Source organism: Aeromonas sp. 2MA4 (genome assembly GCF_029237305.1).
Taxonomy (GTDB): Bacteria; Pseudomonadota; Gammaproteobacteria; order Enterobacterales; family Aeromonadaceae; genus Aeromonas; species Aeromonas salmonicida.
Genome location: NZ_JAACFY010000005.1, coordinates 178,008 through 204,179, shown reverse-complemented (window position 1 = coordinate 204,179; position 26,172 = coordinate 178,008). Strand labels below are relative to the sequence as shown.

Annotated in this window: 16 protein-coding genes; 11 read left to right on the top strand and 5 right to left on the bottom strand. The window is 57.7% G+C overall.

What is annotated here, in order from left to right; translation table 11 throughout:
• Positions 1 to 25 precede the first annotated feature (25 nt).
• From GWQ31_RS07715 to GWQ31_RS07680, 8 genes are all read left to right on the top strand, one after another.
• Positions 26 to 796, top strand: a complete 771-nt coding sequence (locus GWQ31_RS07715; RefSeq protein ID WP_275909036.1) for a LuxR family transcriptional regulator — start codon at positions 26 to 28, stop codon at positions 794 to 796.
• Positions 797 to 1,026: 230 nt separating this feature from the next.
• Positions 1,027 to 1,545 (top strand): type VI secretion system effector Hcp1, encoded by a 519-nt coding sequence (gene hcp1, locus GWQ31_RS07710; RefSeq protein WP_021140316.1) that lies wholly within the window; start codon positions 1,027 to 1,029, stop codon positions 1,543 to 1,545.
• A gap of 188 nt (positions 1,546 to 1,733) precedes the next feature.
• Positions 1,734 to 2,033 (top strand): PAAR domain-containing protein, encoded by a 300-nt coding sequence (locus GWQ31_RS07705; RefSeq protein WP_275909035.1) that lies wholly within the window; start codon positions 1,734 to 1,736, stop codon positions 2,031 to 2,033.
• An 11-nt stretch (positions 2,034 to 2,044) separates the two neighbouring features.
• Positions 2,045 to 4,090: a type VI secretion system tip protein VgrG gene (tssI, locus tag GWQ31_RS07700; protein WP_275909034.1), complete on the top strand. Its 2,046-nt coding sequence runs from the start codon at positions 2,045 to 2,047 to the stop codon at positions 4,088 to 4,090.
• Positions 4,090 to 4,959 carry a DUF4123 domain-containing protein gene (locus GWQ31_RS07695; RefSeq protein ID WP_275909033.1) on the top strand — a complete coding sequence of 290 codons (870 nt, stop codon included), beginning with the start codon at positions 4,090 to 4,092 and terminating at the stop codon, positions 4,957 to 4,959. The genes tssI and GWQ31_RS07695 overlap by 1 nt, the downstream gene beginning before the upstream one ends.
• Complete coding sequence (locus GWQ31_RS07690) at positions 4,956 to 8,135, top strand: T6SS effector BTH_I2691 family protein (protein WP_275909032.1); 3,180 nt, start codon at positions 4,956 to 4,958, stop codon at positions 8,133 to 8,135. Before GWQ31_RS07695 ends, GWQ31_RS07690 begins: the two co-directional genes overlap by 4 nt.
• Positions 8,135 to 8,878: a hypothetical protein gene (locus tag GWQ31_RS07685; protein WP_125606272.1), complete on the top strand. Its 744-nt coding sequence runs from the start codon at positions 8,135 to 8,137 to the stop codon at positions 8,876 to 8,878. Before GWQ31_RS07690 ends, GWQ31_RS07685 begins: the two co-directional genes overlap by 1 nt.
• A gap of 496 nt (positions 8,879 to 9,374) precedes the next feature.
• Positions 9,375 to 10,025, top strand: coding sequence for a hypothetical protein (locus GWQ31_RS07680; protein WP_275909031.1), 651 nt, complete (start codon positions 9,375 to 9,377; stop codon positions 10,023 to 10,025).
• Positions 10,026 to 10,309: 284 nt separating this feature from the next.
• On the opposite strand, the gene GWQ31_RS07675 is transcribed toward GWQ31_RS07680, so the two are convergent.
• The gene (locus GWQ31_RS07675) at positions 10,310 to 18,820 is read right to left on the bottom strand and encodes a glucoamylase family protein (protein ID WP_275909030.1); all 8,511 of its coding nucleotides are present in this window, start codon (positions 18,818 to 18,820) and stop codon (positions 10,310 to 10,312) included.
• Positions 18,821 to 19,344: 524 nt separating this feature from the next.
• Complete coding sequence (locus GWQ31_RS07670) at positions 19,345 to 20,256, bottom strand: LysR family transcriptional regulator (RefSeq protein WP_275909029.1); 912 nt, start codon at positions 20,254 to 20,256, stop codon at positions 19,345 to 19,347.
• Between the two features lie 109 nt (positions 20,257 to 20,365).
• Here GWQ31_RS07670 and budA point away from each other — a divergent pair, with 109 nt between their 5' ends.
• The gene (gene budA, locus GWQ31_RS07665) at positions 20,366 to 21,145 is read left to right on the top strand and encodes an acetolactate decarboxylase (RefSeq protein WP_275909028.1); all 780 of its coding nucleotides are present in this window, start codon (positions 20,366 to 20,368) and stop codon (positions 21,143 to 21,145) included.
• Positions 21,146 to 21,172: 27 nt separating this feature from the next.
• Positions 21,173 to 22,843, top strand: coding sequence for an acetolactate synthase AlsS (alsS, locus tag GWQ31_RS07660; RefSeq protein WP_169046636.1), 1,671 nt, complete (start codon positions 21,173 to 21,175; stop codon positions 22,841 to 22,843).
• Positions 22,844 to 22,954: 111 nt separating this feature from the next.
• Here the strand turns inward: alsS and GWQ31_RS07655 are convergent, their stop codons facing one another.
• Positions 22,955 to 23,530, bottom strand: a complete 576-nt coding sequence (locus GWQ31_RS07655; protein ID WP_275909027.1) for a DJ-1 family glyoxalase III — start codon at positions 23,528 to 23,530, stop codon at positions 22,955 to 22,957.
• 35 nt (positions 23,531 to 23,565) lie between these two features.
• Positions 23,566 to 24,513, bottom strand: coding sequence for a 2-dehydropantoate 2-reductase (locus tag GWQ31_RS07650; protein ID WP_219615262.1), 948 nt, complete (start codon positions 24,511 to 24,513; stop codon positions 23,566 to 23,568).
• A gap of 199 nt (positions 24,514 to 24,712) precedes the next feature.
• Between GWQ31_RS07650 and GWQ31_RS07645 the strand changes: the two genes are divergently transcribed.
• Positions 24,713 to 25,195, top strand: a complete 483-nt coding sequence (locus GWQ31_RS07645) for a YajQ family cyclic di-GMP-binding protein (protein ID WP_005311958.1) — start codon at positions 24,713 to 24,715, stop codon at positions 25,193 to 25,195.
• A gap of 132 nt (positions 25,196 to 25,327) precedes the next feature.
• On the opposite strand, the gene GWQ31_RS07640 is transcribed toward GWQ31_RS07645, so the two are convergent.
• Complete coding sequence (locus tag GWQ31_RS07640; protein ID WP_021139380.1) at positions 25,328 to 26,170, bottom strand: outer membrane protein OmpK; 843 nt, start codon at positions 26,168 to 26,170, stop codon at positions 25,328 to 25,330.
• Between the last annotated feature and the right edge of the window lie 2 nt (positions 26,171 to 26,172).

Genomic DNA, 26,172 nt, shown 5'->3' with positions numbered 1-26,172 from the left:
CGTGCATGATCCTCATACCGTAGAAATGAACACCCTGCATGCGCTGGATCTCATCACCCAGTTTGAGACGGCCGCTGATGAGCGCACCATAGTGATCCTGTTGCGTGAACTGACAGCGCGCATGGGGTTCGATTATTTCAGGCTCGGCCTGATCTTCCCCAGTACCATTCAGCGTCCCGACGTCATCATCTTCAACGGTTGCCCACAAGCCTGGGTAGATACCTATACGGCCAGCGGCTTCTTTGCCATCGATCCCATCGTCAAACGTGGCATGACCCAAAGCACTCCCATTCTGTGGGCCGATGTGGCGCGCGATGACGAGAGTTGCGATGAGCAGGGCCGGGAGGTGATGCAACTGGCCAGCGAATTTGGCATTCGCGATGGCGTGACCTTTCCCTGGCACGGTGCCAACGGCCATGTGGGCCTGCTCTCCTTCATCACCAGCACACCACGTAGTAGCCAACAGTGGCTCTCTGCGGTGCCGTTTCTCAGCTGGCTCTCCATGCATATCTTCGAGGCGGTAGCCCGGGTCTGTCTGGCCGGTCTGTCACCGCAGGATGCGCTGAGCGTGCGGGAGCTGGAGGTGTGCCGATGGGCGGCGGAGGGAAAGCAGGTGAGTGACATTGCCCAGATATTGGGGATCACTCCTCGTACCGTGACGTTTCACCTGAACAATGTAGTGAGCAAGCTGGGAGCCAGCAGCAAGAGCCAGGCCATCTCATGGGCCCTGAAGCAGGGCGTCGTCAGACTGAATGTAGAGATGGCATTGGTTGCCAATGTGGATGAAGGGCAGTGATTCACTTTGTATCGCGCAACAAATTGCGCAATATGCGAAATATTCAGCTGGCTGGGCAACTATTCCCGGTGTAAACGGTGGCCGGGCGCAGCTTATTGCGTCATGTGAGCTGGCTGGTGCAAAGCTATGTTGTTAATGCATTGAAAAATATGAAATAAAAAGAGTGGCATGGTCACTGCTAATGGTTTCGGTCGAGTGTCATTACCGTTCAACCAATCAGGAGCATACCCATGCCAACTCCATGTTATATCAGCATCGAAGGTAAAACCCAGGGCAACATCACCGCGAGTGCCTTCACCTCCGATTCCGTCGGCAACATCTTCGTGCAGGGCCACGAAGACGAGATGCTGGTGCAAGAGTTCCAACACGTTGTGACCGTACCGACTGACCCGCAATCCGGTCAACCGGCTGGTCAGCGTGTCCACAAGCCGTTCAAGTTCACCGTTGCCCTGAACAAGGCCGTACCGCTGATGTACAACGCCTTGGCCTCCGGTGAAATGCTGCCGAAAGTGACCCTGAAGTGGTATCGCACCTCCGTGGAAGGCAAGCAGGAGCACTTTTTCTCTACCGTGCTGACCGATGCCACCATCGTCGACATCGACTGCCAGATGCCCCACTGCCAGGATCCGGCGAAGTCTGACTTCACCCAGCTGATCCAGGTCTCTCTGGCCTACCGCAAGATTGACTGGGAACACACAGTTGCCGGTACCTCCGGCTCTGACGACTGGCGCGCACCCAGCGAAGCATAAGCTCCGCTCTCTTATTGACGTTATTCCTTGTTGCACACCCAGGGTTCTGGCACTCGCAGTGTCAGCGGTTACCAGACCCGTGCAAATTTTCTCCGGCCTGTTCATCTGGATGTGGTCGGAGCTTTTGTGTTTTGCCATATGGCCCATGATCTCGGCCTTATTGCAAAGCACAACAGAGGCCAGTCGAGATGTGTTCCACTATTTCAGTGCTCGGTGACACAGGCACCGACCACGATGGTTTTCACCCATCCCCAGTGATTGCCGCGAGCCCAGACGTCTTTCTCGACGGCAAACCGGTGGCCAGTCAGGGCGATCCGCTGGCGTCCCATGATAAACCCAACAATCCTCCCCATCCGCGTAGCATCTCGGGGGCCGTCGGCACTGTCCTGTGCTCTTTGCGGCGCAGTGGCAAACCCATCGCCGTGACCGGTACCGCTATTGGTTGCGGTGGGGTTGTGATTGGCTCGGGCAGCGGACAGGCAGGATAAGGAACAGCGTTATGGCAGACAGCACAGGATTACAATTTACCGTCAAGGTAGGGGCGCTGCCCGAGAGCACTTTCGTGGTGGCCGAGTTTGCGCTAGAAGAGGCGCTGAATGGGCCGTTCCAGTTGCGATTGGAATTGGCGAGCCCAGAGCCTGACGTCGACTTTGGCGCCGTGCTGGACCAGCCGTGCGAACTGCTGGTGTGGTACAACGGCGAGTTGCAGCGGCGGGTGTGTGGTGTGGTCAGTGACTTTGCGCAAGGTGACAGCGGCTTTCGTCGTACCCGCTACCAGTTGCTGGTGCAGCCGGCGTTGTGGCGGCTTTCGCTTCGTCACAATTCCCGTATCTTCCAGGCGCAGAAACCCGATGAAATCCTCTCCATCCTGCTGCAAGAGCACGGCATCACCGACTACGCTTTTGCCCTCAAGAATGAGCACGCCAAGCGGGAATACTGCGTGCAGTACCGGGAAACCGACCTTGCGTTCGTCAACCGGCTCGCCGCGGAAGAGGGGCTCTTCTATTTTCATGAATTCGACGCGGGCAAACACCGCATCGTGTTTGCTGACGATGCGGCTGCATTAACAGCCGGCCCCGAGCTCTTTTTCAATCTCGGCAACCGCTCGCTGGAGCAGGGCCCCTATGTGCGCCAGTTCCACTACCGGGAAGCGGTGCGCCCGAGCGATGTGGAGCTGAAAGACTACAGCTTCAAGACCCCGGCCTACGGGCTCTCCCACAAGAAACAGGGCAGCGAGCTGGAGCATCAGCGCGATAGCTACCAGCACTTTGACTATCCGGGCCGTTACAAGCAGGACCCTAGTGGCAAGGCGTTTGCCCAGCACCGACTCGATGCGCTTCGCAATGACGCAGTGGCGGGCAGCGGCAAATCCAACAGTGCAGCTCTGCTGCCGGGCCAGTTTTTCTCGCTGACCGAGCACCCGAATAGCAACCTCAATGGCGACTGGCAAATCGTGCGCATCAGCCATACCGGCTTGCAACCACAGGCGCTGGAAGAGGAGGGGGGCAGTGGCCCCACCGTCTACCACAACGAGTTTGGGGTGGTCAAAGCTGCGACCACCTGGCGTGCCCGCATTGGCAGCCTACAAGCGCCGCACAAGCCCATGGTGGATGGCCCGCAAATCGCCATTGTGGTGGGCCCCGAGGGGGAAGAGATTTACTGCGACGAACACGGCCGGGTGAAGCTGCAATTCCCGTGGGACAGATATGGTAGCTCCAACGACCAGAGTTCCTGCTGGGTGCGGGTGAGCCAGGGGTGGGCGGGGGGCCAGTACGGCATGATGGCGATTCCGCGTATTGGTCACGAAGTTATCGTCTCATTTCTGGAAGGGGACCCGGACCAGCCTATCGTCACCGGTCGCACCTTCCACGCCACCAACCGGCCGCCCTACGACTTGCCTGCCAACAAGACCCGTACCGTGCTACGCACCGAGACCCACCAGGGTGAGGGCTTCAACGAGCTGCGTTTTGAAGACCAAGCGGGGCAGGAAGAGATTTACATCCACGGTCAGAAAGACCTGAACGTGCTCATCGAAAATGATGCGGCCTGGCATATCAAGCACGACCAACACACAGATATCGACAATGAGCGCGTGACCCGCATCAAGGGGAGCGACCACCTGACGGTGGAGGGGGAGAAGCGGGACCATATCAAGGGTGACCTGTCACTGACTGTCGATGCATCCATGCACCAGAAACTAGGGCAGTCCCTGCTGGTCGATGCTGGCAGCGAAGTACACCACAAGGCGGGTATGAAAATAGTGATGGAAGCGGGCGCCGAGCTGACCCTGAAAGTGGGCGGCAGCTTTGTCAAGATTGACCCGAGCGGCGTCACCCTCAGCGGCGGCTCCATCAAGATGAACTCGGGTGGCAGCCCGGGTTCCGGCTCCGGCTGGGGTGGCCAGATGCCGATCCAGCCCGGTGAGGTTGAAGTGGTCGCACCGCCGCCGCCGATGGAGCCTGTGCGTCAGATTGCGACGCTAAAATCTGCCGAGCCAGTGTGTGAAATTTGTGAGCAGTTGGCCAGACAGGAAGGGGGCGATTGATGGGAACTATCCCAATCGAGATGGCACCCGATATTGAGCTGGCCAACGCTGAGCGGCTCTATTTGCTGCTCGATGGTGCCCGTATTCCCGAGCTGGAAAGGGTTTTGTTCGAACAGGATGATGCTCCCGCTTATCAGCCTATTTATCTTTATGCCCCTTGGGACAGCCTGCGAGAGGTGAGCCCCTGTCTGGTGTGTGCAACGCCTAATCTGCTCGATTGGTTTATGCAAAACCGTGAACCATCATGGGGTTACCTGCTATCGTCCCAGCTTGGCTTGTTGCCTCTTGCTGAGCGACTAAGAGCGCTAATCGAAGTCGAAAGCCCTTACGGCAGCCGGATCCTGCTCAAACTTGCCATGCCTGAAACCATGTGGCGTTTGTTTATGGATGACGAGCCCTGGCTCTGGCAAGACGTTGAGCAGGTCTGGATCCCGGTGCGGCAAGCCAACCAGCCAGTGTGGTGGCACAAGACAGTGTCACCTGAGTTGGGTGAGCCGGTTGGCAAACGGTTCAGACTCTCGGATGCGCAGTGGACTCGGCTGGGGGAAGTCAGCTGGCAGCACACCCTGGATGTGATCCGGCAACACATGGCCAGCTGGTTCCCGGCCCGTTTGCAGGAACAAATTGAGCCCGCAGCGTGGATTGCCCGTTGGGCTGAACAGGCCTATGGCAAGGGGTTCGAGAGTGAACGGGATTTGCTGCTGTTTTTCAATGTGCTTGGCTACCTCGGCAGTGGCTGGTTTGAGCAGGATGAATATCCCCGTATAAAGGCCTTGATCACTCAGCCTTCGGCACAAACCCCATCGCAACGTATTGAGCAAGCCGCTGAGCTGGCGGAAGCACTGAGTAAAAAGGATCAAGACGCATGAGTACGCCCAATCAAGCCGCCCAGTGTGCAAGTCCAAACAACAGCAAGAGCCCGGCAGGAGTCTGCCCGCTCAAGAACAAGAAGATTGCCATCATCCCTGTGCGTTACGCCCTCGATGAGCCGTTTTCCCCGCCACAAAAGCAGCCCCATCCAGTGCCTGCCGGCGCTGGCTTTATGGCCCCGCTCAAGTTCAAAGAGAGCGACTATGCCTTGCGCCAACTGCGTGATGGCTGGCTCTATGTTTATGACGAAAAGGCCAAGACGTTCGATGAATATGAAATAAAGGGCGCGACTTTCATCAGTCAAAGCAAGGGGAGCAAGGGTCATCTGCTCTACCCCGCGAGTCACACTCTCTCCCTCATTTATTCTCCCCAGCGCTGGACGGGGCGCATCAGAAAAGAGATGGAAAAGAGCAGCAGCTTGCGCAGTGCCTGGATGCGACAAGTCAAGCTGGGCAGCTTTGCCAGCTCCATGAAGGCACCCCATTGCGGCCTGCCTGATTTACTCGACAAGGTCGCGGATCTGGGGATGTCGAATCAGGGATTCGTGCTCTCTTGTGCTCCACTGGCCAAGCTGGCAGAAGAGGATCAGCAAGGGATCAAACTGTTGGCACACAAGCCTGCGGGTTCACCCGCCGCCTACAAGGCGGGAATGCCAGATCCCCAAAGCGCCATGGTGGTCGCTCTGGAGGATCCGCTGGCCGATCTTGCCGACCTTTCCATGAAGGTCAATCAACTGCTGGCCAAGCGGGAAGCCTTGATGGGGGAAGATGAGAAACTGCGCAAGGTAAACACGCACAAGCTGATGATGGCCGAGGTGACGCGCAATCTGGCCAGGGTGCGACTTGATGAGAAAGATTTGCCCGCCTCCGTCAGGGGCAATGTGGCCAGGACCCAGGCGTTTGAAGAGGCGCTGGATGATTATCTTGGGGATCGTTATCTCGCGGATATGGAGAGCATGACAGCAGAGCCTGGCGTGGTGAGGTTCGACTCCCCCATGGAGAAGCAAGCAGATGCCAAGCTGAAACTCTTGCGGGAACAATATGGTTTCAACCCATCCCAAAAGCAGGTAAGGCAGTGGAAAGAGCGCGCCGCCTTTCAGGATGAGGTCAATTGGACTGGGCTCAATGCGTTTATCAAGCAGTATCAGGTACCACTCAATGAGCTGGAACTGGCTCTGGGTCGAGCCCATGAGGACTTGTTCAATGGCGTGACCCGCCTCAAGGCCGAGCCGCTGCCCTTTGGTCTGGACAACAGAACGACCAAGGGACAAGCCTATCTGCAGACCCTGTTTGCCGAGGCTGGGCAGGCGCTCTCCCTTAGTTGCAGCACTGAGACCAGGAAAAAAGCGCTGGAAAAACTGCTTGGCGAAAAGAGCCGTGACAACTTGCTGGCGCTGGCCCCTTATGGTTTTGATATTGCGTTGTACAAGGGGTTGAGCGAACAGACGGTAGACAATGCCTGGCTCAGCACTTCGTCTGGCGACATGACTGCCCTCTTTGGTAGAGCGGCCGATCTGGAAACGCTATTAGGGGATGAGAGGCTCAAGCAGAAATCCTGGTTCCAGACTGCCGAAGCCGTGATCGAGGCCATGAAGGTGGCGGGAAAATCCATGGCCAAGGGGGCTCACGCCCAGATCATGGCGGCTATCTTACCCCACGCCTGGAAGAACAGCCTGGCAGGCAATCTGAGGCTGGTGCTGCTGGAGTCGTTGCTCGGCGACCAGCCGCTGCAGGTCAACAGCGGCTATCGGATGCTCTACAACAGTTTCCAGCAGAGGGTCTGGTCCATTGTCAAAGAGATGTCGGCCATCAGCTCGCCACCACCCGGGCGCAATACCACGGTGCAAGCCATCAATGGCCAGCTAAAAACCCTGCAGCAACGGCTGGATACCCTGATTGCCAGCGAGATGCCCATGCTGGTCAAACTGAAAGGCGATCTTTACCAGCAGCAGGCCAGACAATATGTCGGTGACTATCTGGCGAGCGTGCGCAGTGGAGTGAATCAACGCATCACTGCCATGAACGAGAGAGTCCCCAATCTGGCGACCTTTGGTGGCTTGGTGGCCCTGCTCAATCTCTGGAACCTGACTGTGGTCATTGCAGGGACGGCGCAAAACGCCCAGTCCATCGGTCGGGGACGGGCAAATATGCAGCTGGGCTCGGCCTTTGCCTGGACGGGCAATGCCATCGCCGCGCTCTATCAGGGGGCTGCGTGGGGGCAGTTAAAGCCACTCACTGCCGATGGAGGTAAGAGAGCCCTGACAGCAATCTCGATAAAAGCAGCGATAAAAGAGGGTGAGCATGCGGTCTGGGTTAAAGCCTTCTCTTTACGGATGCTGGCGTTTTCTAGTCTAGGTTTGGCTGCGGCAGGGCTTGAAGCCTTGGACAGTTGGCAGGCTAGCCAAGATCCACTGATAAGTGGCATGGAAAAAACACTCTTGCAGATGAAAGCAGGGGTGTTATTTGGGCAAGGTGGCATCTTCCTCATCCAGCTTGCGTATTTAGGTGTCAATAGTTTAGGTTTTTCATCCGTCGCTGCTATTTTTGCGCCCTGGATGGTTGTCGGGCTCTTTGTGCTGGGTATCGCCTATCTGGCTCTAACAGTGCTGCTGAATATCTTTAAACGCTCGGATCTGGAAAAGTGGTTGCTGCAATCGACTTGGGGCAAGCAGCCTGCCAACTGGTCTGCCGAGGATGAGCTGGCTCGCTTTGAACAACTGGTCAATAAGCCGGGGGCCAGCTTGACGGTAGTACGCTCCGCGCCTCAGGGTTGGATGGATACTGGCCGCCCCCAGTGGCAATTGCAACTCTCGCTCCCTGCGCACTTGCGGGGGCAGACCATAGGGCTGAAGGTGATCGGCCAACCGCTTGCCAGAGCCGGTCAGGTGGTACCGGCTCGTACCAAAGAGGATCTAGACCGTTATCATGCTGCTATGCAGCCCAAAGTGATAGAAACGCAGCGCGGACGCTGGGATGAGTTGGTCTATATCCTGCCGCTAGGTGTCGATACCAATTCGGCCATAAAATTGGAGCTGGGTTATCTGGGTGGTATGGTACAGCGGCAATTTATCTTCAAGGGCAGTGGCAATAGCAATGGCCCAATCACATTGGATGCAAACCAAGGCGAATTGAACTCAATGCCCGCTCTAGTGGTCGGTAAGCAAGGGAATAAATAATGGTTAAGGCAAACGAAGTAGTTGATGTTAGCGAGCAGGAGACCCCTTTTCGTCTATTACCGCAGGAAGAGCAACAACGTATTATCGAGGCGAATCAAAAAAGAGTACGTGAGGCACCGACGCTTCATGAATGGAATATTCAGGTTCCTACACCATTCGCTTGGCTAATGATTCTAACAGTTACAACAATTATGACGTTGTTCGCTGTGGGGTGCGTATTGCTTGCTGGTGATGGTGATTGGGGATTTGCTTATCTAGCATTCGGTGTCGCTATGGCAATGACCCCCTACTTTCGTTATTTAGTGATGGCAGATAAAAGCTATCATTACCGCCTTACAACGGAAGGCGTTATCGTCACTTATCAGGATATGATTCCAGAAGTGGCTTATACGATAGTCCGTGGCTTGGCTTGGTTGGGTGTGGTGGTATGTGTGATAGCTGTTGTCGTATTGGGGCCATTAGCGCTGGTTGGTGCAGGTGGTATGGCGCTCTTTGCGGTATTTTTCACTGACTTTAAAAGTGAAGTGTCAGAGCATGAAACCATTTTTAAAAAAGACTGGCCCTACACGCTTTCTATTTCTAATAGAAAAAAGGCGATTAGATTTGAATCAAACCCCTTTAAAATATCATATAGCGATAACTTATATTGTAAGTCTGAGGATTTTGAATGGGTTGTTGAACTGATTAAAGAGCAGATTAGATGCGTCGAGATAAAGTATATTAAAGGTCACCCAATGACCTGATGTTTATATCCTAGCTGTCATTAGGTAAATAACTATTGTGGCAGTTCACCATGGAAATTACCTGTCAGCTTGTTTGACGAGGAGGTCAAGCTAGTTCGTTATCAGACAGCCATGCAGCCCTGAATACAGGAGACCAAACGCGGACGCTGGGATGAGTTGGTCTATACCTTGCCGTTGGGTGTCGATACCAATTCGGCCATCAAACTGGAGTTCGGGTATTTGGGGGGCATGGTACGGCGGGAATTTATCTTCAAGGGAAGTGGAAAGAGTAACGGGCCCATCATTTTGGATAGCAGTAGCGGAGAGTTGGGTTCTATGCCGGCGCTAGTAGTCGGTAGTCAAGGAAATCAATAATGAACAATGCTAATAAAAAAATGACATGAGTGAGCAGGGCGAGTCCCATTGCAAAACTTCACATGAAGAGCAACAAAAGATTGTTTAAGTCAACAAAAATAAAATAAAACACGCACCTACAGTGTATGAGTGGGATATTAAAGTGAAAACAGTAGGAGTCCTTTTCGCTATATTGTTCCCTACGGGGATATTGTTTCTTGTTGGTGCGTTTGTTTTATATGGAGGTAGCAATTCTGGCTGGGGATTTATAATTATTAGTATTTTTGTTGCTCTGTTTTCTCGTTATTTATGGCTGGCTGATAAAAACTACCATTATCGAATGACAACTGAAGGCATCATCACAACTTATCAGGATGCGATACCTGAAATGGCGTACGACATAGTGCGTATGCTGGCTTGGTTAGGGGGAGGGGTATGCGTAATAGCTGTTACTATTTTAGGGCCTATTGCTCTAGTAGGTGCAGGTGGCATGGCACTTTTTGCATTCTTTTTTACTAATTTCAAAAAGGAAGTTACCACAGATTACACTCTATTTAACAAAGACAAGGTTAATCTTGTTAAAGTGGTTAGAGATATATCCTATATTAGATTTGAAACTGTTTCATTTGGTTGCTCTGGGTTCGCGAATATATATTGCCATGAAAGTGACTTGAATAGAATTTTATTGTTTTTGCTACCGACGTTGAGTTGTGATGAATATAGAGAGTTTAAATCCTTATCATCTTTAATGAAGGCTCCCCATAATAAAATTGATGTTGGTACTCCAAGAAAAATGGATGAGCTCCAAGAGTAACTAAAGTGAAACTGTATTAGTGGCTGGAGCAATCTACCAAGGGTAAACAACCTGCTGGCTGGTCTGAGTAAGACGAGCCGGCTCGCTTTGAACAGCTAGTTAATAAGCTGCGGTTAAGGATTACCATTACCAGCTAACGATCGAGGGCCTATACCCCAGTCCTTGGCTTGGTCTGGCTGGGATACACGTCATGATCAGGATAAAAAGTTGGGCGTGCGTGCAATCAAGCAAAAAGCGGCCCGGGAGCAGGCCGCTTTGTCTCTAGTTTGTTCACTCAGACTCTGTTATTGCACCGCCAGGGTAATGTCAATCCTGTGGTGCCCGTCGATCAGTGGTACGCGAAATGGTGAGCCGCAAGGCTCCATCAGCACATCATCGAGTCGGATTGTGTCTGCTTGCAGCCCCGATAACACCTCTGTATTCACCGCTATGTTGTAGTGGGCGGCATCAAGGGTGATGGTTGCGCTAAATCCGGGCCAATGCGCGGGCAAGTTGGGGGCGATGAGCAACAGCTGCCCCTCACGACGGATCCCCAATATGCCTTCGATACCGGCCTGATACATCCAGCCTGACGCCCCCGTGTACCAGGTCCAGCCGCCACGACCGTTGTGCGGCGCGACTGAGTAGATATCTGCAGCCATCACGTAAGGTTCAACCTTGTAACGCTCGACGGCCTCAGGATCCAGTGCATGGTTGATGGGGTTGAGCAGGCAGAACAGGTCATAAGCCTTGGTGCCTTCTTTGAGGCGCGCGAAGGCGAGGATGGCCCAGATGGCGGCATGAGTATACTGGCCGCCATTTTCGCGCAGTCCGGGCGGATATCCGCGAATATACCCCGGATTCTGGGTCAGCTTGTCAAACGGTGGACTGAACAGCAGAGACAAACCCTGATCGTATTTGATGAGGTGTTGCTCCAGGGATTGCATGGCTATTCTGGCTCGGGTCGGGTTGGCCGCACCGGACAGGACGGCCCAGGATTGTGCGATGGAGTCTATCTGGCATTCGGGGCTCTCTTTTGAACCCAGCCAGCTGCCGTCATCGAAGGTCGCCCGGCGATACCAGGCACCATCCCAGGCTTTGCGTTCCAGCGCGACCCCGACCCGATTGGCATGAGCCAGCCAGAGTTCGGCACGCTTGTCTTGACGGGCGTGGGCCAGAGGTGCAAACAGACTGATGGTGCGCAGTAGCAACCAGCCTAGCCAGACACTCTCCCCCTTGCCTGCACTGCCGACCTGATTCATCCCATCGTTCCAGTCACCTGAGCCCATGAGTGGCAGACCATTGCTCCCGGTGAGCGCCATGGCTTGATCCAGGCAGCGAGCGCAATGCTCATACAGAGAGGCTGACGTTTCGGATACTTGTGGCAGGAAGAAGGCATCCTGCTGCTCCGTGCCCAGTGCCGGGCCTTCCAGAAACGGGATCTCCTCATCGAGAATGCTGTCATCAGCACTGCTTCGAACGTAGGTGGCCGTGGCGAAGGCCAGCCAGACCCTGTCATCGGAGATCCGGGTGCGCACACCCTGGCCCGAGTGGGGCAGCCACCAATGCTGCACATCCCCTTCAATAAACTGGCGAGCGGCCGTGCGTAACAAATGTTGCCGTGTGCTCCGGGGGTTGGCAAAGCTGAGTGCTATCCCGTCTTGCAACTGGTCGCGAAAACCGTAAGCGCCTCCCGCCTGATAGAAGGCAGAACGGGCCCAGATCCGGCATGCGAGCGTTTGATACATCAGCCAGCCGTTGAGCATTATGTCCATGGCCCTGTCCGGGGTCTTGACCTGAACGGCCCCGAGCAGTGACTGCCATTGAGCCTCCACCTCGTCCAGCACCACATCGAGATCATGACGATAGCGGGTGACGAGGGCACGGGCTTGTTCGGTTGAGCCTGCCTGACCGAGCAGGATCACAAGCTCAAGGCTCTGGCCTGGGGCAAGATCAACATGGGTTTGCAGCGCTGAACAGGGATCAATCCCGGCCCCTGTGCTGCCAGACAAGGCTTTATGGCTTGCCAGCGCCGCAGGAGAGGCGGGTTGACCGCGGTATCCCAGGAACTCACTGCGATCGGCGGTCCAGCTCGTTTGCTGTCCCCCCAGATCGAGGAAGGCTACCCGGCCAGGGAAAGCGGCATTCCAGGGGTTGTGTGCCAGCATGGCCCCCGTCTGTGCATCCATCTGGGTCGTGATAAAGGGGGCTGTGACGCTGCGAGAGGCGCCCAGCACCCATTCCACGTAACAGGTCACTGAGAGACGGCGGGGGGCATTCGTCTGGTTGCGCAGTGTCAGGCGGGAGATCTTGACGGGATCCGCTATCGGGACATATTGCAGCAACTCGCTATGGATGCCGTGAACCTGATGCTCGAAGCTGCTGTAACCATAACCATGACGAGCGATATAGGTACCGCCATCACGAATGGGCTGAGCGGTCGTCGTCCAGAGATCAAGGGTCTCTTCATCGCGTATATAGATGACTTCACTGACGGGATCCGTCACAGGATCATTGGACCAGGCGGTCAGCTGGTTCTCTTTGCTGTTGTCTGCCCAGGTGTAACCACTGCCTTCGGTGGAGGCTTGAAAGCCAAACTGCGGATTGGCAATCACGTTGATCCAGGGGGCGGGTGTGGTGTGACCCGCGCTGAGCAAGGTGACATATTCACGTCCGTCTTTGGCAAACCCACCCAGCCCATTGAAACACTCCAGCTCGGGATGCTGTAAATGTTTGCTGGCGCTGATGTGGGGCGCCCTGAAGACAGGTGAGGGTTGCGGTGACTGGGATGTGTCTGGCAGACGGGCCAGTTGCTCCTGCAGGGAGCCACGGTGAGCGACCAGTACGACCCGCGCCGCCGCATACAGCAGTTGGCAAACCTCGGCATTCATCAGATCGGTGCGCACCGTATAGACGGAGCCGCGGGCCAGCTCGCTATGGAAGCGGGGTCGGGACTGGCTGCTGCGCACGGCTGTCTCTATGCCATTTTGCAGATCCTGCACATAGGTGGCGGCGTGCTCATTGACGATCACCAGGTCGACGGCCAGACGCTTCATGCGCAGATATTCATGGGTCAGCAGCAGTTCGCGTACCTGGGCCAGATCCTCTATGTCATCGATGCGCAGCAGCATGATGGGCAGGTCACCTGAGATGGCGAGCTGCCAGAGGGCGGATTGCAGTGCCAGCCCATGCAATATGGTGTTCGATGAGGCGCGAAAGCGCGAGTCTGCGTAGAGCAGGGGAGCGGCGAGCCTCTGGAAGTTGGCCGCATCCGCCGCCTGAATATCCAGATGGTGCAACTGCACCTGTGCCTGGGTCCATGCCAGTGTCTTGGCCCGTTGGAAGGCATGGCGGTTGTGGTGCTGATCGATGAGATCGAGCAAGGCCTGCCGGGATGAAGCCACCAGCGTCCAGAATGCAACCTTGGTACTGCTGCCGGGCAAGACCTGCACCTGCTGGCGCAGCGAGAAAATGGGGTCGAGCACTGTGCCCGTTGTGTTGGACAGGGCAACATCCCGCTGCAAGGCATGGGCCGAGGCCAGGGTTCGGCCCTGGCCAATAAACCGGGCGCGATCGGATTCATATTGAAGCGTACCGGCCAGTTGCTCCTCGACAATGATGAAGTGAGCGGCCCAGATCTCGCTGTCTTCCGGTGTTCTGGAGCGCCGGGTCGCAATCAGCGCGCCCAGCTCCGCCAGAAATTCGGTGACCACAAAAAGCTTGCTGAAGGCGGGATGTGCCCTGTCAGTTTCCGGTGTGGTCAGCACGACCTCGGCGTAAGAGGTGAGCTCGATACAGCGGGTGCTGCGACCACGGTTGTTCAGCGAGATACGTCGTACTTCGCCATCCGCTTCACCGGACACCAGAACTTCCAGTGTGGTGGTCAGGCGGTCGTGATGATGAATGAACTGTGCCCGATCCTCGGCAAAAACAACTTCCCCCTTGTGGTCGGAATTGCCCAGCGGGTGCGCACAAGGAGACCAGGTCTCACCACTGTGGACATCGTGCAAAAAGAGGAAAGAACCCCAGTGATCCCGAGTGGCGTCCTCATGCCAGCGGGTGATGGCAATGTTGCCCCAACGGCTATAGCCGGCCCCCGCACTGGTGAGCATGACGTTGTAGCGACCGTTGGAGAGCAGGTGGGTCACGGGGGCACCCAGGGTCGATGAGGACAAGCGGCGTACTGATCGCACGTCCTGTATGGTCCTGATCCGCGATGCCTTTATCTCGGCGGCACGGGGTCTGACAATGGGCATGTCCTGCGGGATCCGCTCTTGCAGCAGCAGTTCACAAGCCTGAATGATGGACTCTTCATGGAATCTGGCGCGCATCAGCCCCTGATGCAGGGCATTGGCGAGGGCGACGATGGTCATCCCCTGATGATGGGCCATGAAGTTGTGCACTATGGCCACATCCTGGTTATCGGGCAAACGGGACGGGGTAAAGTCCAGCGCCTCGTAAAAGCCGTAACGCCCACCGCCCCCCATGGCAGCCAGCCGTTGATAGTTTTTCAAGGCCGCGCCCGGGTTGACCATGGCGGCCAAACCTGTGGCATAGGGTGCTATCACCCGGTTTTCGGCCAGTCCGCGCTTGAGGGCAAGCTGGGGAATGCCGAAGTTGGAGTATTGATAGGTGAACTCCATGTCCCGGGCGTTGAACGCCGACTCCGATATGCCCCATGGAATGCCCAGCGAGTGGCCATAGCTTATCTGCAAGTCGACGATCAGGCGGTTGGTACACTCCAGCTGAGAGCCGATAGGGGCCCGCATGACAAGGGAGGGCATCAGATACTCGAACATGGAGCCGGACCAGGAGATCAGGGCCGCGGCCTGACCCAGCGGGGTAGCAGAGCGACCCAGCTTGAACCAGTGCTTGGTCACGACATCGCCTTTGGCGATGGCGAACAGGCTGGCAAGCCTTGCCTCCGAGGCGAGCAGATCATAACAACTGTTGTCGAGCCGGTTGTCGGAGAGGGAATACCCGATGGAGAGCAGCTGGCGCTCCGGATCCAGCAAGAATGCGAAGTCCATTCCCATGGCCAGGGTGCGTGCGCGTTCGGCCAGTGCTTGCAGCCGTGGCGCAAGCGCATCGGGGAGGCTGGCGCCATCCTGGCGATGTTCGGCCACCGTCTGACTGAGCGCCTCTGACCAGAAGATGACCTCGGCCCCCTCTTTGGGATGCGCTTGCAGATCAATACGGTGGGCTGTCTCGACGCCTTGCTGAGCAAGCCGTTCGAGCTCAGCTAGCTGGCTTGTTACGGGCTGCTCGCCATAGAGCTGGCTGCAGATTGCTTTCAGGCAGGCCGTGAGCGCGTTCACCGGCTCGCTGTTTTTTACCGGGTAGGCTTGCAGGGCCTGAAGCATCAGCAGATAGGTGTCTTGCAAGCCGCTGCGTATCGAGGTGTTGTCGGCGGCTTGTTGCCAGTTTTCGCAGGTGCTCGCGACCACCAGCAGATGGCCCGCAAGATTGCCACTGTCAACGGAAGAGACATAGGCCGGCTCCAGGGTGAGCAGGCGCCGGGTGTCATACCAGTTGAAGAAGTGGCCCTTGAAGCGCGGCAAGTGTTGCATCACTTCCAGGGTGGCTTCCAGCCGTTTGATGACGGCCTCGCGCCCGGCCCAGCCAAAGTCATTGGCCGCCAGGGTCGAGAGCAAATAGAGCCCCATGTTGGTGGGCGAGGTTCTATGGGCAATGACCTCTGTCGGAACTTCCTGAAAGTTGTCAGGTGGCAGCTGGTTGTCGAGATCGGTCACAAAGGTCTCGAAATAGCGCCACGTCTTGCGGGCAATCAGCCGCAGCTCTACCGCTTCCCTGGCACTGCAGGTCATCTGTTTGCTCAGATAACAGGGCCGGCTGGTCCAGTACGCCACCAGGGGCGCCAGCAGCCAGAGGGTGCCAAAAGGCAGGACCAGCGGCCAGGCGGTGGGGGCACTGAACAGCGTCATGGCGCACACTCCCATTCCCAGTACCGCACCGCTCATCATCATTTGGTAAAAGCCCAGGCAGGCCAGTCGCGGTGCGCCCGAGGTTTGGGCCGTGGTGGTCCACTCCAGCAGGTGGCGATGTGACAGGGATAACCGGAACAGAGTACGGACTATGGCATCTGTCATGCGCCAGGTTTGGTCGGCCAGAAAGGTGAGGCTGAGCAGGGTTTGCATGACGGCACGCTGCAGGCTGTTGCCAATCCTGCCCACATAATGGCGCCATAAAATATCCTGTTTGCGGGGGAGTATGGTGAAGATGAGGGGCAAAAATATCGGAAGAGCAAGACAGGCAAGCAGCATCAGATCCGCCGCCACCGCCGTGCCCAACGGCAGTTGCCAGGATGCGAGAAAAGCCAGCAGGGCACTCGGTGCCAGCAGTGAACGGCAGAGGTTATCAAACATTTTCCAACGCCCTATCAGGGGCAGTGAGTGCTGGCCATGTTTGCGCTGACAGATCCAGGCGAGCAGTTGCCAGTCGCCGCGTGTCCAGCGATGCTGCCGTTTGGCACTGACGTCGTACCGCGATGGAAACTCTTCGACAACTTCAATATCCGAGGCCAACCCTGCGCGGGCAAAGATGCCCTCAAACAGGTCGTGGCTCAGGTGACTATTTTCCGGTACACGCCCTTCCAGCGCGGCGGTAAAAGCATCGACGTCGTAGATGCCCTTGCCGGTGAAAGAGCCCTCCCCGAACAGATCCTGATAGATGTCCGAAACGGTGGCTGCATAGGGATCCATGCCGCCGGGCCCTGAGTAGAGCCGTTGGTAATAAGAGCCATCCTGACCCAGTGGAAGAGAGGGGGTGACACGGGGCTGGAGAATGCCATAGCCATGGGTGACGCGCTGCTGCTCGGCATCAAAATGCGCGCAGTTGAGTGGATGCGCCATCTTGGCAATCAGGCGACTGGCGGTATCCCGCGGCAATCGGGTATCTGCATCCAGCGTGATGACATAGCGCACATTTTGGGGGACGGCAGGGGGCTGACCATCGATCACCATAAAACTGGTGTCCGTTGCGCCTCGCAGCAAACGGTTCAGCTCATAGAGCTTGCCACGCTTGCGCTCCCAGCCCATCCAGCACTCTTCGCCCGGGTTGAACTGGCGGTGGCGATGGAGCAGCAGAAAGCGATCCCCTGACGGCCCGGGGCCATATTTGCTGTTCAAGCGGGCGATGGCCTGACTGGCTTCGCTCAGCAGGGCCGCATCTTCGGGCATGTGTTCCTGGGCTGCATCCATCCCGTCGGAGAGCAGGGCAAAGCTGAGGTCGCCACTGATCCCTGACAGGTGATGGATCTCCAGCTGCTCGACTTGTGCCAGCAGATCGGAGTGAGAGGTCAGCAGGGTGGGGATGACCACCATGGTGCGCAGGGATGAGGGAATGCCGTGAGTGAGATCCATGGCCGGCAGAGGCATGGGCACCAGATAAAAACTGATGAGATAGTTGACCAGCGAGATGGCTGCCGCCTTGACCGGCAAGAAGGCAAACAGGATGAAGAGCGGCATCCAGAGGGACCATGGCTCACCGGGCTGTGCGAGCTGCTGGTAGGTGAATGTCAGCAAAAGCAGCGTCAGCAGGGTAATGATGCCGACATAGCCGCCGATCCCGAGTCGGGAATGAAACCGGTGAAGTCGAAGGCGTAACGGGGGGCGAAAACCCAGATCGGTTTCCAGGGCGAGTCGGCCCTCGGCCATCAGATGATAACCGGGATCCTGCACCCTGAGTTTCATGTCATCTGGCAAGGTGTCGACATCTTGTCGGGTCGCCGACAGGACCCGCGCCGTGACATCCAGCTCATCGTGGGGGGAAGAGCGGGCCAGCAGCTCGATTGCCCGGCGATAGAGATTGCGGGTGGGAAAGTCCATCTCGGCGAAGTTGCTGCTGGCTCGTAACTGCTGATCCACCAGACTCATCTTTTCAAACTGCTCGCTCCAATCGATGTTCGAGATGAATCGCATGCTGGTGATGATGTTGCGAATGGTGACGTTGGAGGCCCCCTGCCGCTGCTGTGCATGCTGGACAACTTCATCGATGGAACCCCCCTGCAGCGTCAGGCGCGCTTCCAGCCAGCCGAGTGCCGGTGTGATATCAGGATCCTGGTCACGCAATTGTTTGACGAGTTGAGCGGCAAAAATCTCGGACAGGGGGCCTGTGGCACGAGAAGCTATGTCTTCGTTCAGTGCCGACAAGGCGCACCCTGAGGCGAGCAGGCGCGAGCAAAGAAGATCTGCATCGGCTCTGGCCTGGCGGGCCAGCGAGATCTGTTCAACCAGACGCCGCAAGTTTTCAATGAGCACAATCCTGAGGGTGATGGGCACAGCCCATAACTCACCGATGGTCAGGGGTTGCACACGCTGATAGGCCAGGATGAAACGGCTCAAGGTCTCGGGGTCGAAGTGGCTGTCGTTGTGGGCAATGAAAGCCCAGGCGATGCCAAAAACTCTGGGATAACCGGCAAAGGGGCCTTCGGCCAGCTTTGGCAGCTGACGGTAGTAGCTGGTGGGCAGGCTGCTGCGGATCTCGTAGAGCTGGGCTTCGACCAGGTGATAGTTGTCGAGGAACCACTCGGCCGCATGGGTCAGATCATGCCCCAGTTCGAGTTCAGCTGCATTTGCCTGATGGGCGGATGACAAGACCGCCTCGTTTTCTTTCAGGCGCAGATGCAACGATTGCACCGCCGCCGGTCTGGCGGTGACTGACTGTGCTTCTGCCAGCGTCATGGCGTGGGATTCCAGCCGCTCTATGCCGAACAGCTCTTCACGAACGGGCTCCTTGTCCTGCCAAGGGTCATTGGTTGGCTTGAAGCCAAATAACCTAGCGCACCAACCATTCATGGATATCTCCCTGCTTGTTGTTACCGGACCCGGGTCCGCGTTCGTGGAACATCAATCCATCGTTGGATATGGGTAATGTCTCTCTGTTGTCGGCGGCTCGGTCGGAGCCATCGACATGCATGACTGATGAAGGGGCCAGCCTCGCCTGTCGCGCGACAGCAGACAGGCAAGGGCCCAGGTGTTGGGTAGCTAATGAACTGTTCAATGGAAGAACGGGGAAAGGTGAGTCCTGGCGGTTCTTCAAAGGCGGGCATAAATGACCTGCCGCCGGGTCTGACAGTCGTGGTGAACAAGCACCTTGTTTCACGTGAGTGCAGTCGCTGCACTGACACTATGGGGGCGCGGGGGAGTGCCGTCTGTTCGCTAACGAACGTGTTCGGGTGAGTCTTGCTGGCAAGGTCGTACCATCCAGCCGCAGGGAATGAGCGATTCGCTTGGGTTCAATTGCAAGGCACCACCAGGCTGTCACTGACAGCGTGGTGGTCTATTGGTGGAACGCAGATGAAGGTGTGCGGGGGCTGGCGCTATGCCGATGCGATGTCGGTGTGTCTATCACGCCAGCTCGGGATCAGCCCTATCAGGTGCAGCAGGCTCTTCTGGCGTGGATGGCGGCGGGTGGCGAGGCTGATGCGGGTGGTGAGCGGTTCATCGGCGATGGGGTGATAGCTGACGCCGTGGGGATGCAGTTCGCTCACAGAGCGCGGGATGATGGCGACCCCGAAACCGGCCTGCACCATGCCGACGGTGGAGATCACCTGAGGGCTCTGGCTGCCGAGACGGGGGCTGAAACCTGCCCGCTGGCAGCGTTGGGTGATGGCATCGTGCAGGCCCGGCCCCAGTTCGCGGGGGAACAGGATGAAGGGATCCTGCGCCAGGGCCTCGATGGCGATGGCGCCCGTGCTTGCCAGCGGGTGGTGCGGGGGGAGGGCGATCAGCATCTCCTCCTCATCGATGAGATGGTGAGTCAGCGCCGAGCTGCTGCTGCACGGCAGGCGCAGTATGGCAGCATCCAGCTCCTCGCTCACCAGGTCGCGCACCAGATTGGGCATGCTGTTCTCGATGGGGTGCAGGCTCACCTCGGGCCAGGCCTGACGAAAGTCGTGGATCAGGCGCAGCACGCTCGGATGCAGCACAGTGGAGCCGGCAAAGCCCAGGCGCAGGGAGCCAAGCTGACCGCGGGCAATGCGCTGGGCTTTCTGCATGGCCTGCTCGGTTTGCGACAGTATGCCCTTGGCATCCTGATAGAGGCTCAGCCCCGCCTCGGTCAGCTCCACACTGCGGGTCAGCCGGTGAAACAGCGGCGTGCCCACCTCCTGTTCAAATTTGCGGATCTGCTGGCTGAGAGGCGGCTGGGCCATGCCCAGCGCCTCGGCCGCCTTGGTAAAGCTCTGCTTCTCTGCCACGGCTACCAGGTAGCGCAGGTAACGAAATTCCATATCTGGTACGTCTCGAAGCTGATGAGTTTGGATATTGGTATCAAAGTGTGATCTTGGTCACTATTGAATCCTGATTCGCCAACCTAACAGGATTGGAGGTTAAATCCAAATGGAAACCCATACACAGTGTGACTGTGCCATCGAGATCAGCCAGCAGTTTGCTCGCTGGCAAGCCCGTCAGAGTGGTGGCGAGGTCTATCAGAGCTCCTTGATGAGCGCCCTGCTGGCAGGCGTCTATGAGGGCGAGACCACCATGGCCGATCTGCTGCGCCACGGCGACTTCGGCCTTGGCACCTTCAACCGGCTCGACGGCGAGCTGATTGCGTTCGAACGCCAGATCCATCAGCTCAAGGCCGATGGCTCGGCCCGTCCTGCCCAGGCCGGGCAGAAAACCCCGTTTGCGGTGATGACTCACTTTCGGCCCTGTCTGGAGCGCCGCTTCGATCACCCCCTGAGCCGCGACGAGATCCATCAGTGGATCGATCAGCTGGTGGGCACCGACAACGTCTTCGTCGCTTTTCGCCTCGATGGTCTGTTTGAGCAGGCCCAGGTACGCACAGTGCCCTGCCAGACCCCGCCCTACAAGCCCATGCTGGAGGCCATAGAGGCACAGCCGTTGTTCTCTTTCAGCCAGCGGCGCGGCACCCTAGTGGGCTTTCGCTGCCCGCCCTTCGTGCAGGGGATCAATGTGGCCGGCTATCACGAGCATTTCATCACCGAAGATCGCAAAGGCGGTGGTCACATCCTCGATTACGCCATGGGCCACGGCCAGTTGCAGTTGTCTGTGGTTCAGCATCTCAACATAGAGCTGCCACGCAATTCTGCCTTTCAACAGGCTGACCTCAATCCCGCCGATCTGGACCGCGCCATCCGCGCTGCTGAAGGCTAATCCCTTCGCTTACAAGGAGTTATTCTCATGGAAAATCAACACTGGAGCTGCGGGGCCGAGCTGGTCGTACGCCATCTGGAGGCACAGGGCGTCAAGCAGGTATTCGGTATTCCGGGGGCCAAGATCGACCGGGTATTCGATGCTCTGGAAGATTCCCCCATCGACACCATAGTGGTGCGCCACGAGGCGAACGCCGCCTTCATGGCCGCCGCCGTGGGCCGTTTGACCGGCAAGGCCGGGGTGGCGCTGGTGACCTCGGGCCCAGGTTGCGCCAACCTGATCACAGGCCTCGCGACCGCCACCTCTGAAGGGGATGCCATGGTAGCGCTGGGGGGCGCCGTACGACGTGCCGATGGCCTCAAGCTCACTCACCAGAGCCTGGACACCGTCAGCCTGTGCCGCCCCGTCACCAAGTTCAGCGCCCAGGTGGGAACCGGATCCGCTCTTTCAGAGGTGATGGCAAACGCCTTTCGGTCCGCCGAGCTGGGCCGCCCCGGCGCGGCCTTCGTCAGCCTGCCCATGGACATCATCAACGAGCCGACCGATGGCGCCATTCTGGTGCCCAGAGCCATACCCGAACCGGGCGCCGCCGATGAGGCGGGCATAGACAGGGCGCTGAGCCTGCTGGCGCAGGCCCGCAAGCCGGTGGTGCTGCTCGGCCTGCTGGCCAGCCGGCCCGAGAATTCCCTCGCGGTGCGCGCCTTTTTGGACAAGAGCCGGTTACCGGTGACGGGCACCTATCAGGCGGCCGGTGTGGTGGATACCCACCATTTCGATGACTTCGCCGGTCGGGTCGGGCTGTTCAACAACCAGCCGGGGGACAGGTTGCTGCAGGATGCGGATCTGGTGATCTGCATAGGTTACAGCCCCATCGAATATGACCCTGTGCTGTGGAATGGCACGGGTGAGCGGCAATTGCTGCACATCGATGCCCTGCCTGCGGAGATAGACAGCAGCTACTGCCCGGCGGTTGAGCTGGTGGGCTCCATCAGTGCCAATCTGTATTGCTTGACCAAGATGTTGCACAAGCCGCTGGCACGGGATCCCGCCATCGCGGCCCTGCTTGGGGAGATACGGGCCCAGCGTCACCAGCTGACCCAGCATGCCCAGCATCTGGGGGGCATGCCCATCCATCCGCTGCGCATCGTCAAGGAACTGCAGGACATCATAGGGCAGGACATGACACTGTGCGTGGACATGGGCAGCTTCCACATCTGGATTGCCCGCTACCTCTACAGCTTCAGGGCGCGCCAGGTGCTTATCTCCAACGGTCAGCAGACCATGGGGGTAGCGCTGCCCTGGGCCATAGGTGCGGCCATGGTAAGGCCGGGTGAGAAGATCATCTCCGTCTCCGGCGATGGCAGCTTCATGCAGTCGAGCATGGAGCTGGAGACGGCGGTGCGGCTCAAATCCAACATAGTGCACATCATCTGGGTCGATAACGGCTACAACATGGTGGCGATGCAGGAGGAGAAAAAGTACCGCCGCAGCTCGGGGGTGAGCTTCGGGCCCATCAACTTCAAGGCCTATGCCGAGTCCTTCGGGGCGGCCGGGTTTGCGGTCACCAGTGCCGAAGATTTGCGGCCGACCCTGCGCGCCGCCATGGCGGTCGTTGGGCCTGCCGTAGTGGCCATACCGGTGGATTACAGTGACAACCACCTGCTGATGGAGCAGCTCAGGCCAGAGTTGTTGAGCTAGCGATTGAAGGGGGGCAGTCCGAGTGGTGTCCGGCCAATAGCAGAGCGCCCCTTGCCGGCTGGCAAGGGGCGCTCTGTCATGACGAGAGGGCATCCGCGATGGCAACAGAAGTCATGGCATGACAGAAGGGGGCATCACCATGGGGCCGGCGACCGCGAGGGCGGTGTCATCCCCGCGTAGCACCCGCACGATCTCGAGGGCAAATTCGATGGCGGTGCCCGGCCCCTGACTGGTGATCAGGCAATGTGCCTCATCCGTCACGACCCGCGCCGTGCTGAGCTGGCTGGTGGGCAGTTGGGCCTGCAAGCCCGGGTGGCAGGTCACGCTGGCATCTCCCAGCAGGCCATGATGCTGCAGTACCACCACGGGGGCGGCGCACATAGCCGCCCGCCAGCGGCCGAGCGCCGCCTGTTCCCTGAGCAGATCGATGGCGAGCGGCGTATCGCGGATGGCCTCGCTGCCGGGCAAGCCGCCCGGCACGACGATGGCTTCGAAGTCACGGCTGGTCAGCTCGTCGATATGATAGTCAGCGACCAGCTGTACCCCGCGAGAGGCACGGATCTGGCGCAGACCCGCCGGACAGCAGGAGGCCAGCAGCACCTCGATGCGGGCGCGCACCAGGGTGTCGACGATGGCGACGGTTTCGATCTCTTCAGACCCCGGTGCTACCAATACCAATACTGTCATGCTGCACTCCTTGGTTACCCGCCATCTCGGCGGGCTCAGCTCTTCTCTTTGATGGCCTGATAGAGGCCCTGATTGACCGGCACCGCTATGCCGTGTTTGGCGGCGCAGGCCAGCAGGAAGCCGGTGATGGCCTCGATCTCTGTCTCGCGCCCCTGCTCCATATCCTGATGCATGGAGGAGTAGTTGTCGGCGGTCAACTCGACCACCGTCATGGCGCGGCGCAGCAGCTCATCGCTGCTGGTGGGCTGGCCTTCGGCCTGCATGACGTCGGCCACTTCCACGCAGATCTGTTGCAGGGCATCGGCGAAGCGAGGGCCGGCCAGCTCGCCATTTTTGAGCTTATAGAGCGCCGTCAGTGGATTGATGGCGCAGTTGATGGCGAGTTTTTGCCACTGGCGAGCCAGGATCTGCTCGTCCCAACCGGCCTGGCCGAGGGCGGCGGCGAGATCCTCTGCCAGGGAGGCATGAGCCCTGGCCGCTTCATTGACCGGGCCGAGCCAGGTCTCGCCCTTGCCGGTGTGGCGGAACACGAAGTGACCGCTCTGCATGGCGCCGTGGCTGGTGACGCCCGCAATGACAGGATTATGCGGAAACAGCTGCACCACCTGCTCGGCAATGCCCATGCCATTGTGCAGCAGCACTATGGGCACGCCTGCCGCCAGCTTGCCTGCCAAGGGAGTCAGGGCCGACACGACCTGACCTGCCTTGGTCATCACCAGCAGGCGCTTGATCTGACCGGGCTGGTCGATAAAGCCGCGCTCGATGGCGATCAGCTGGGTCTGGCCTTCCAGCGAGGTGAAATCAATCCCGGGGTGCAGGGTTGAACGGTGACGATCGCGCAGCAAGACACGGGTCGATTGGCCGCTTTGAGTCAGCAGGGAGGCGAAGACACCACCCAGGGCGCCGCAGCCCAGCAGTGACCATTGGGGGGAGGAGGGCAGTCGGCTTGTTTTAAGGTTGTAATCGCGTAATCCGCTTGGCATGGAGAGACTCAATCAAGGTAGGGTTGCATTCCGATCAATCATTTACCGGGGATAAGTGAAATGTCGCTTGGCGGACACTAACGGGTCTCGCCATTCCTGTGCGCAGGGGATTCTAGCAGAGCAACCCCATCGAAATCAGCAAATTTGCCGGTTTTCTGGTAGATTTGCGCCCTTATAGCGCAACATGAGGAGCCCTGACATGCCGTCATTCGATATTGTCTCTGAAGTCAAAATGAACGAGGTGTTGAACGCCGTCGATAACGCCAATCGTGAACTGGCGACCCGTTTCGATTTTCGTGGTGTTGAAGCCAGCTTCGAGCTGAACAAGGAAGAAGTAAAGCTGGAGGCCGATGCCGACTTCCAGCTCAAGCAGATGGTCGAGATCCTGCGCGCAGCACTGCTCAAGCGCAACATCGAGAACAGCTCAATGGACGTGGGTGACAGCGTTCACTCAGGCAAGCGTTTCCACCTGAACGTCAAGTTCAAGCAGGGGATCGAGAAAGAGATCGCCAAGAAGCTGGTGAAGTTGATCAAGGATTCCAAGATCAAGGTGCAGGTCGCCATTCAGGGTGATGAAGTGCGGGTCACCGGCAAGAAGCGTGACGATCTGCAGGAAGCCATGGCGCTGGTACGTGGTGCCGAGCTGGGTCAGCCGATGCAGTTCCAGAATTTCCGCGATTGATGACGGGCGGGGAGGGTTCGGCCCTCTCCCTTGTTCGATTGCACATAGTGCGATAGCAAAAGGCTCGATGACAAAGCCATAAAAAACCGGAGCAGCTGCTCCGGTTTTTTTGTGTCCACATTACCCGTTCGATTAGAACTTGTAGGTAACGGAGAAGTAGTGGCTGAAGCCAGAGCTCTTCCAGGCGGTACCGTCAAACGCGGTAGAGCCGTCTTTGGTGCCGTAGGCATCCATGAAGTACTTCAGGCCATAACCCACTGCGTAGCGGTCGGAGTGCCAGTAGATACCGTGGAAGGTCGCCATGTTGTCGCTGGTGCGGTCAGCACGGTTGTGGGTATCCAGGTCGAAGGCGTAATCCAGGTAACCCTGATAGGAAACGAAGCTGCCGTTGCTGAAGGTGTAGAAAGGCTTGAACCAGTTCATGGCGAACCAGTAACCGTTCCAGTCACCTTCTTCTTCGGTGAAGAACTGGTTTTCGGTAGCGTGGCGGGCATACAGGTTCATGCCAACTTTGCCGAACCAGGGAACCATGACATCAGCACCCAGACCGATCATGTTTTCCATCTGGTTGTCGCCGATGTTGTTCAGGGAGGCGATGTACACCTCTTGCACCGGGCCGAAGGAGAGATCTTTACCAGTCAGCGCATCCAGAGACATACGCGGCGCAAACTTCATGAACAGGTTCTGACCATTGTGCTTGTCGCTGTGACGGGAGTCGAAGATGTCGAACACATCAACGTAGCCGTACAGGTCAAACAGACCGGAGCGACCACCGAATTCCATTTCGAAATAGGTATCGTTGTAGCTATCTTGACCGGAGGTGAAGGGACGCTGGTCGATGGTGTGCATGACGTTGAACTGCATCCACTTGTAATCATTCTTGTGGATGTCACCGCTGTAGTCAGCAGCGAAGGCCGGAGTAGCGGCAGCAGCCAGCAGACCGGCAGCGATCAGAGTCTTGGTAAATTTGGCCATTT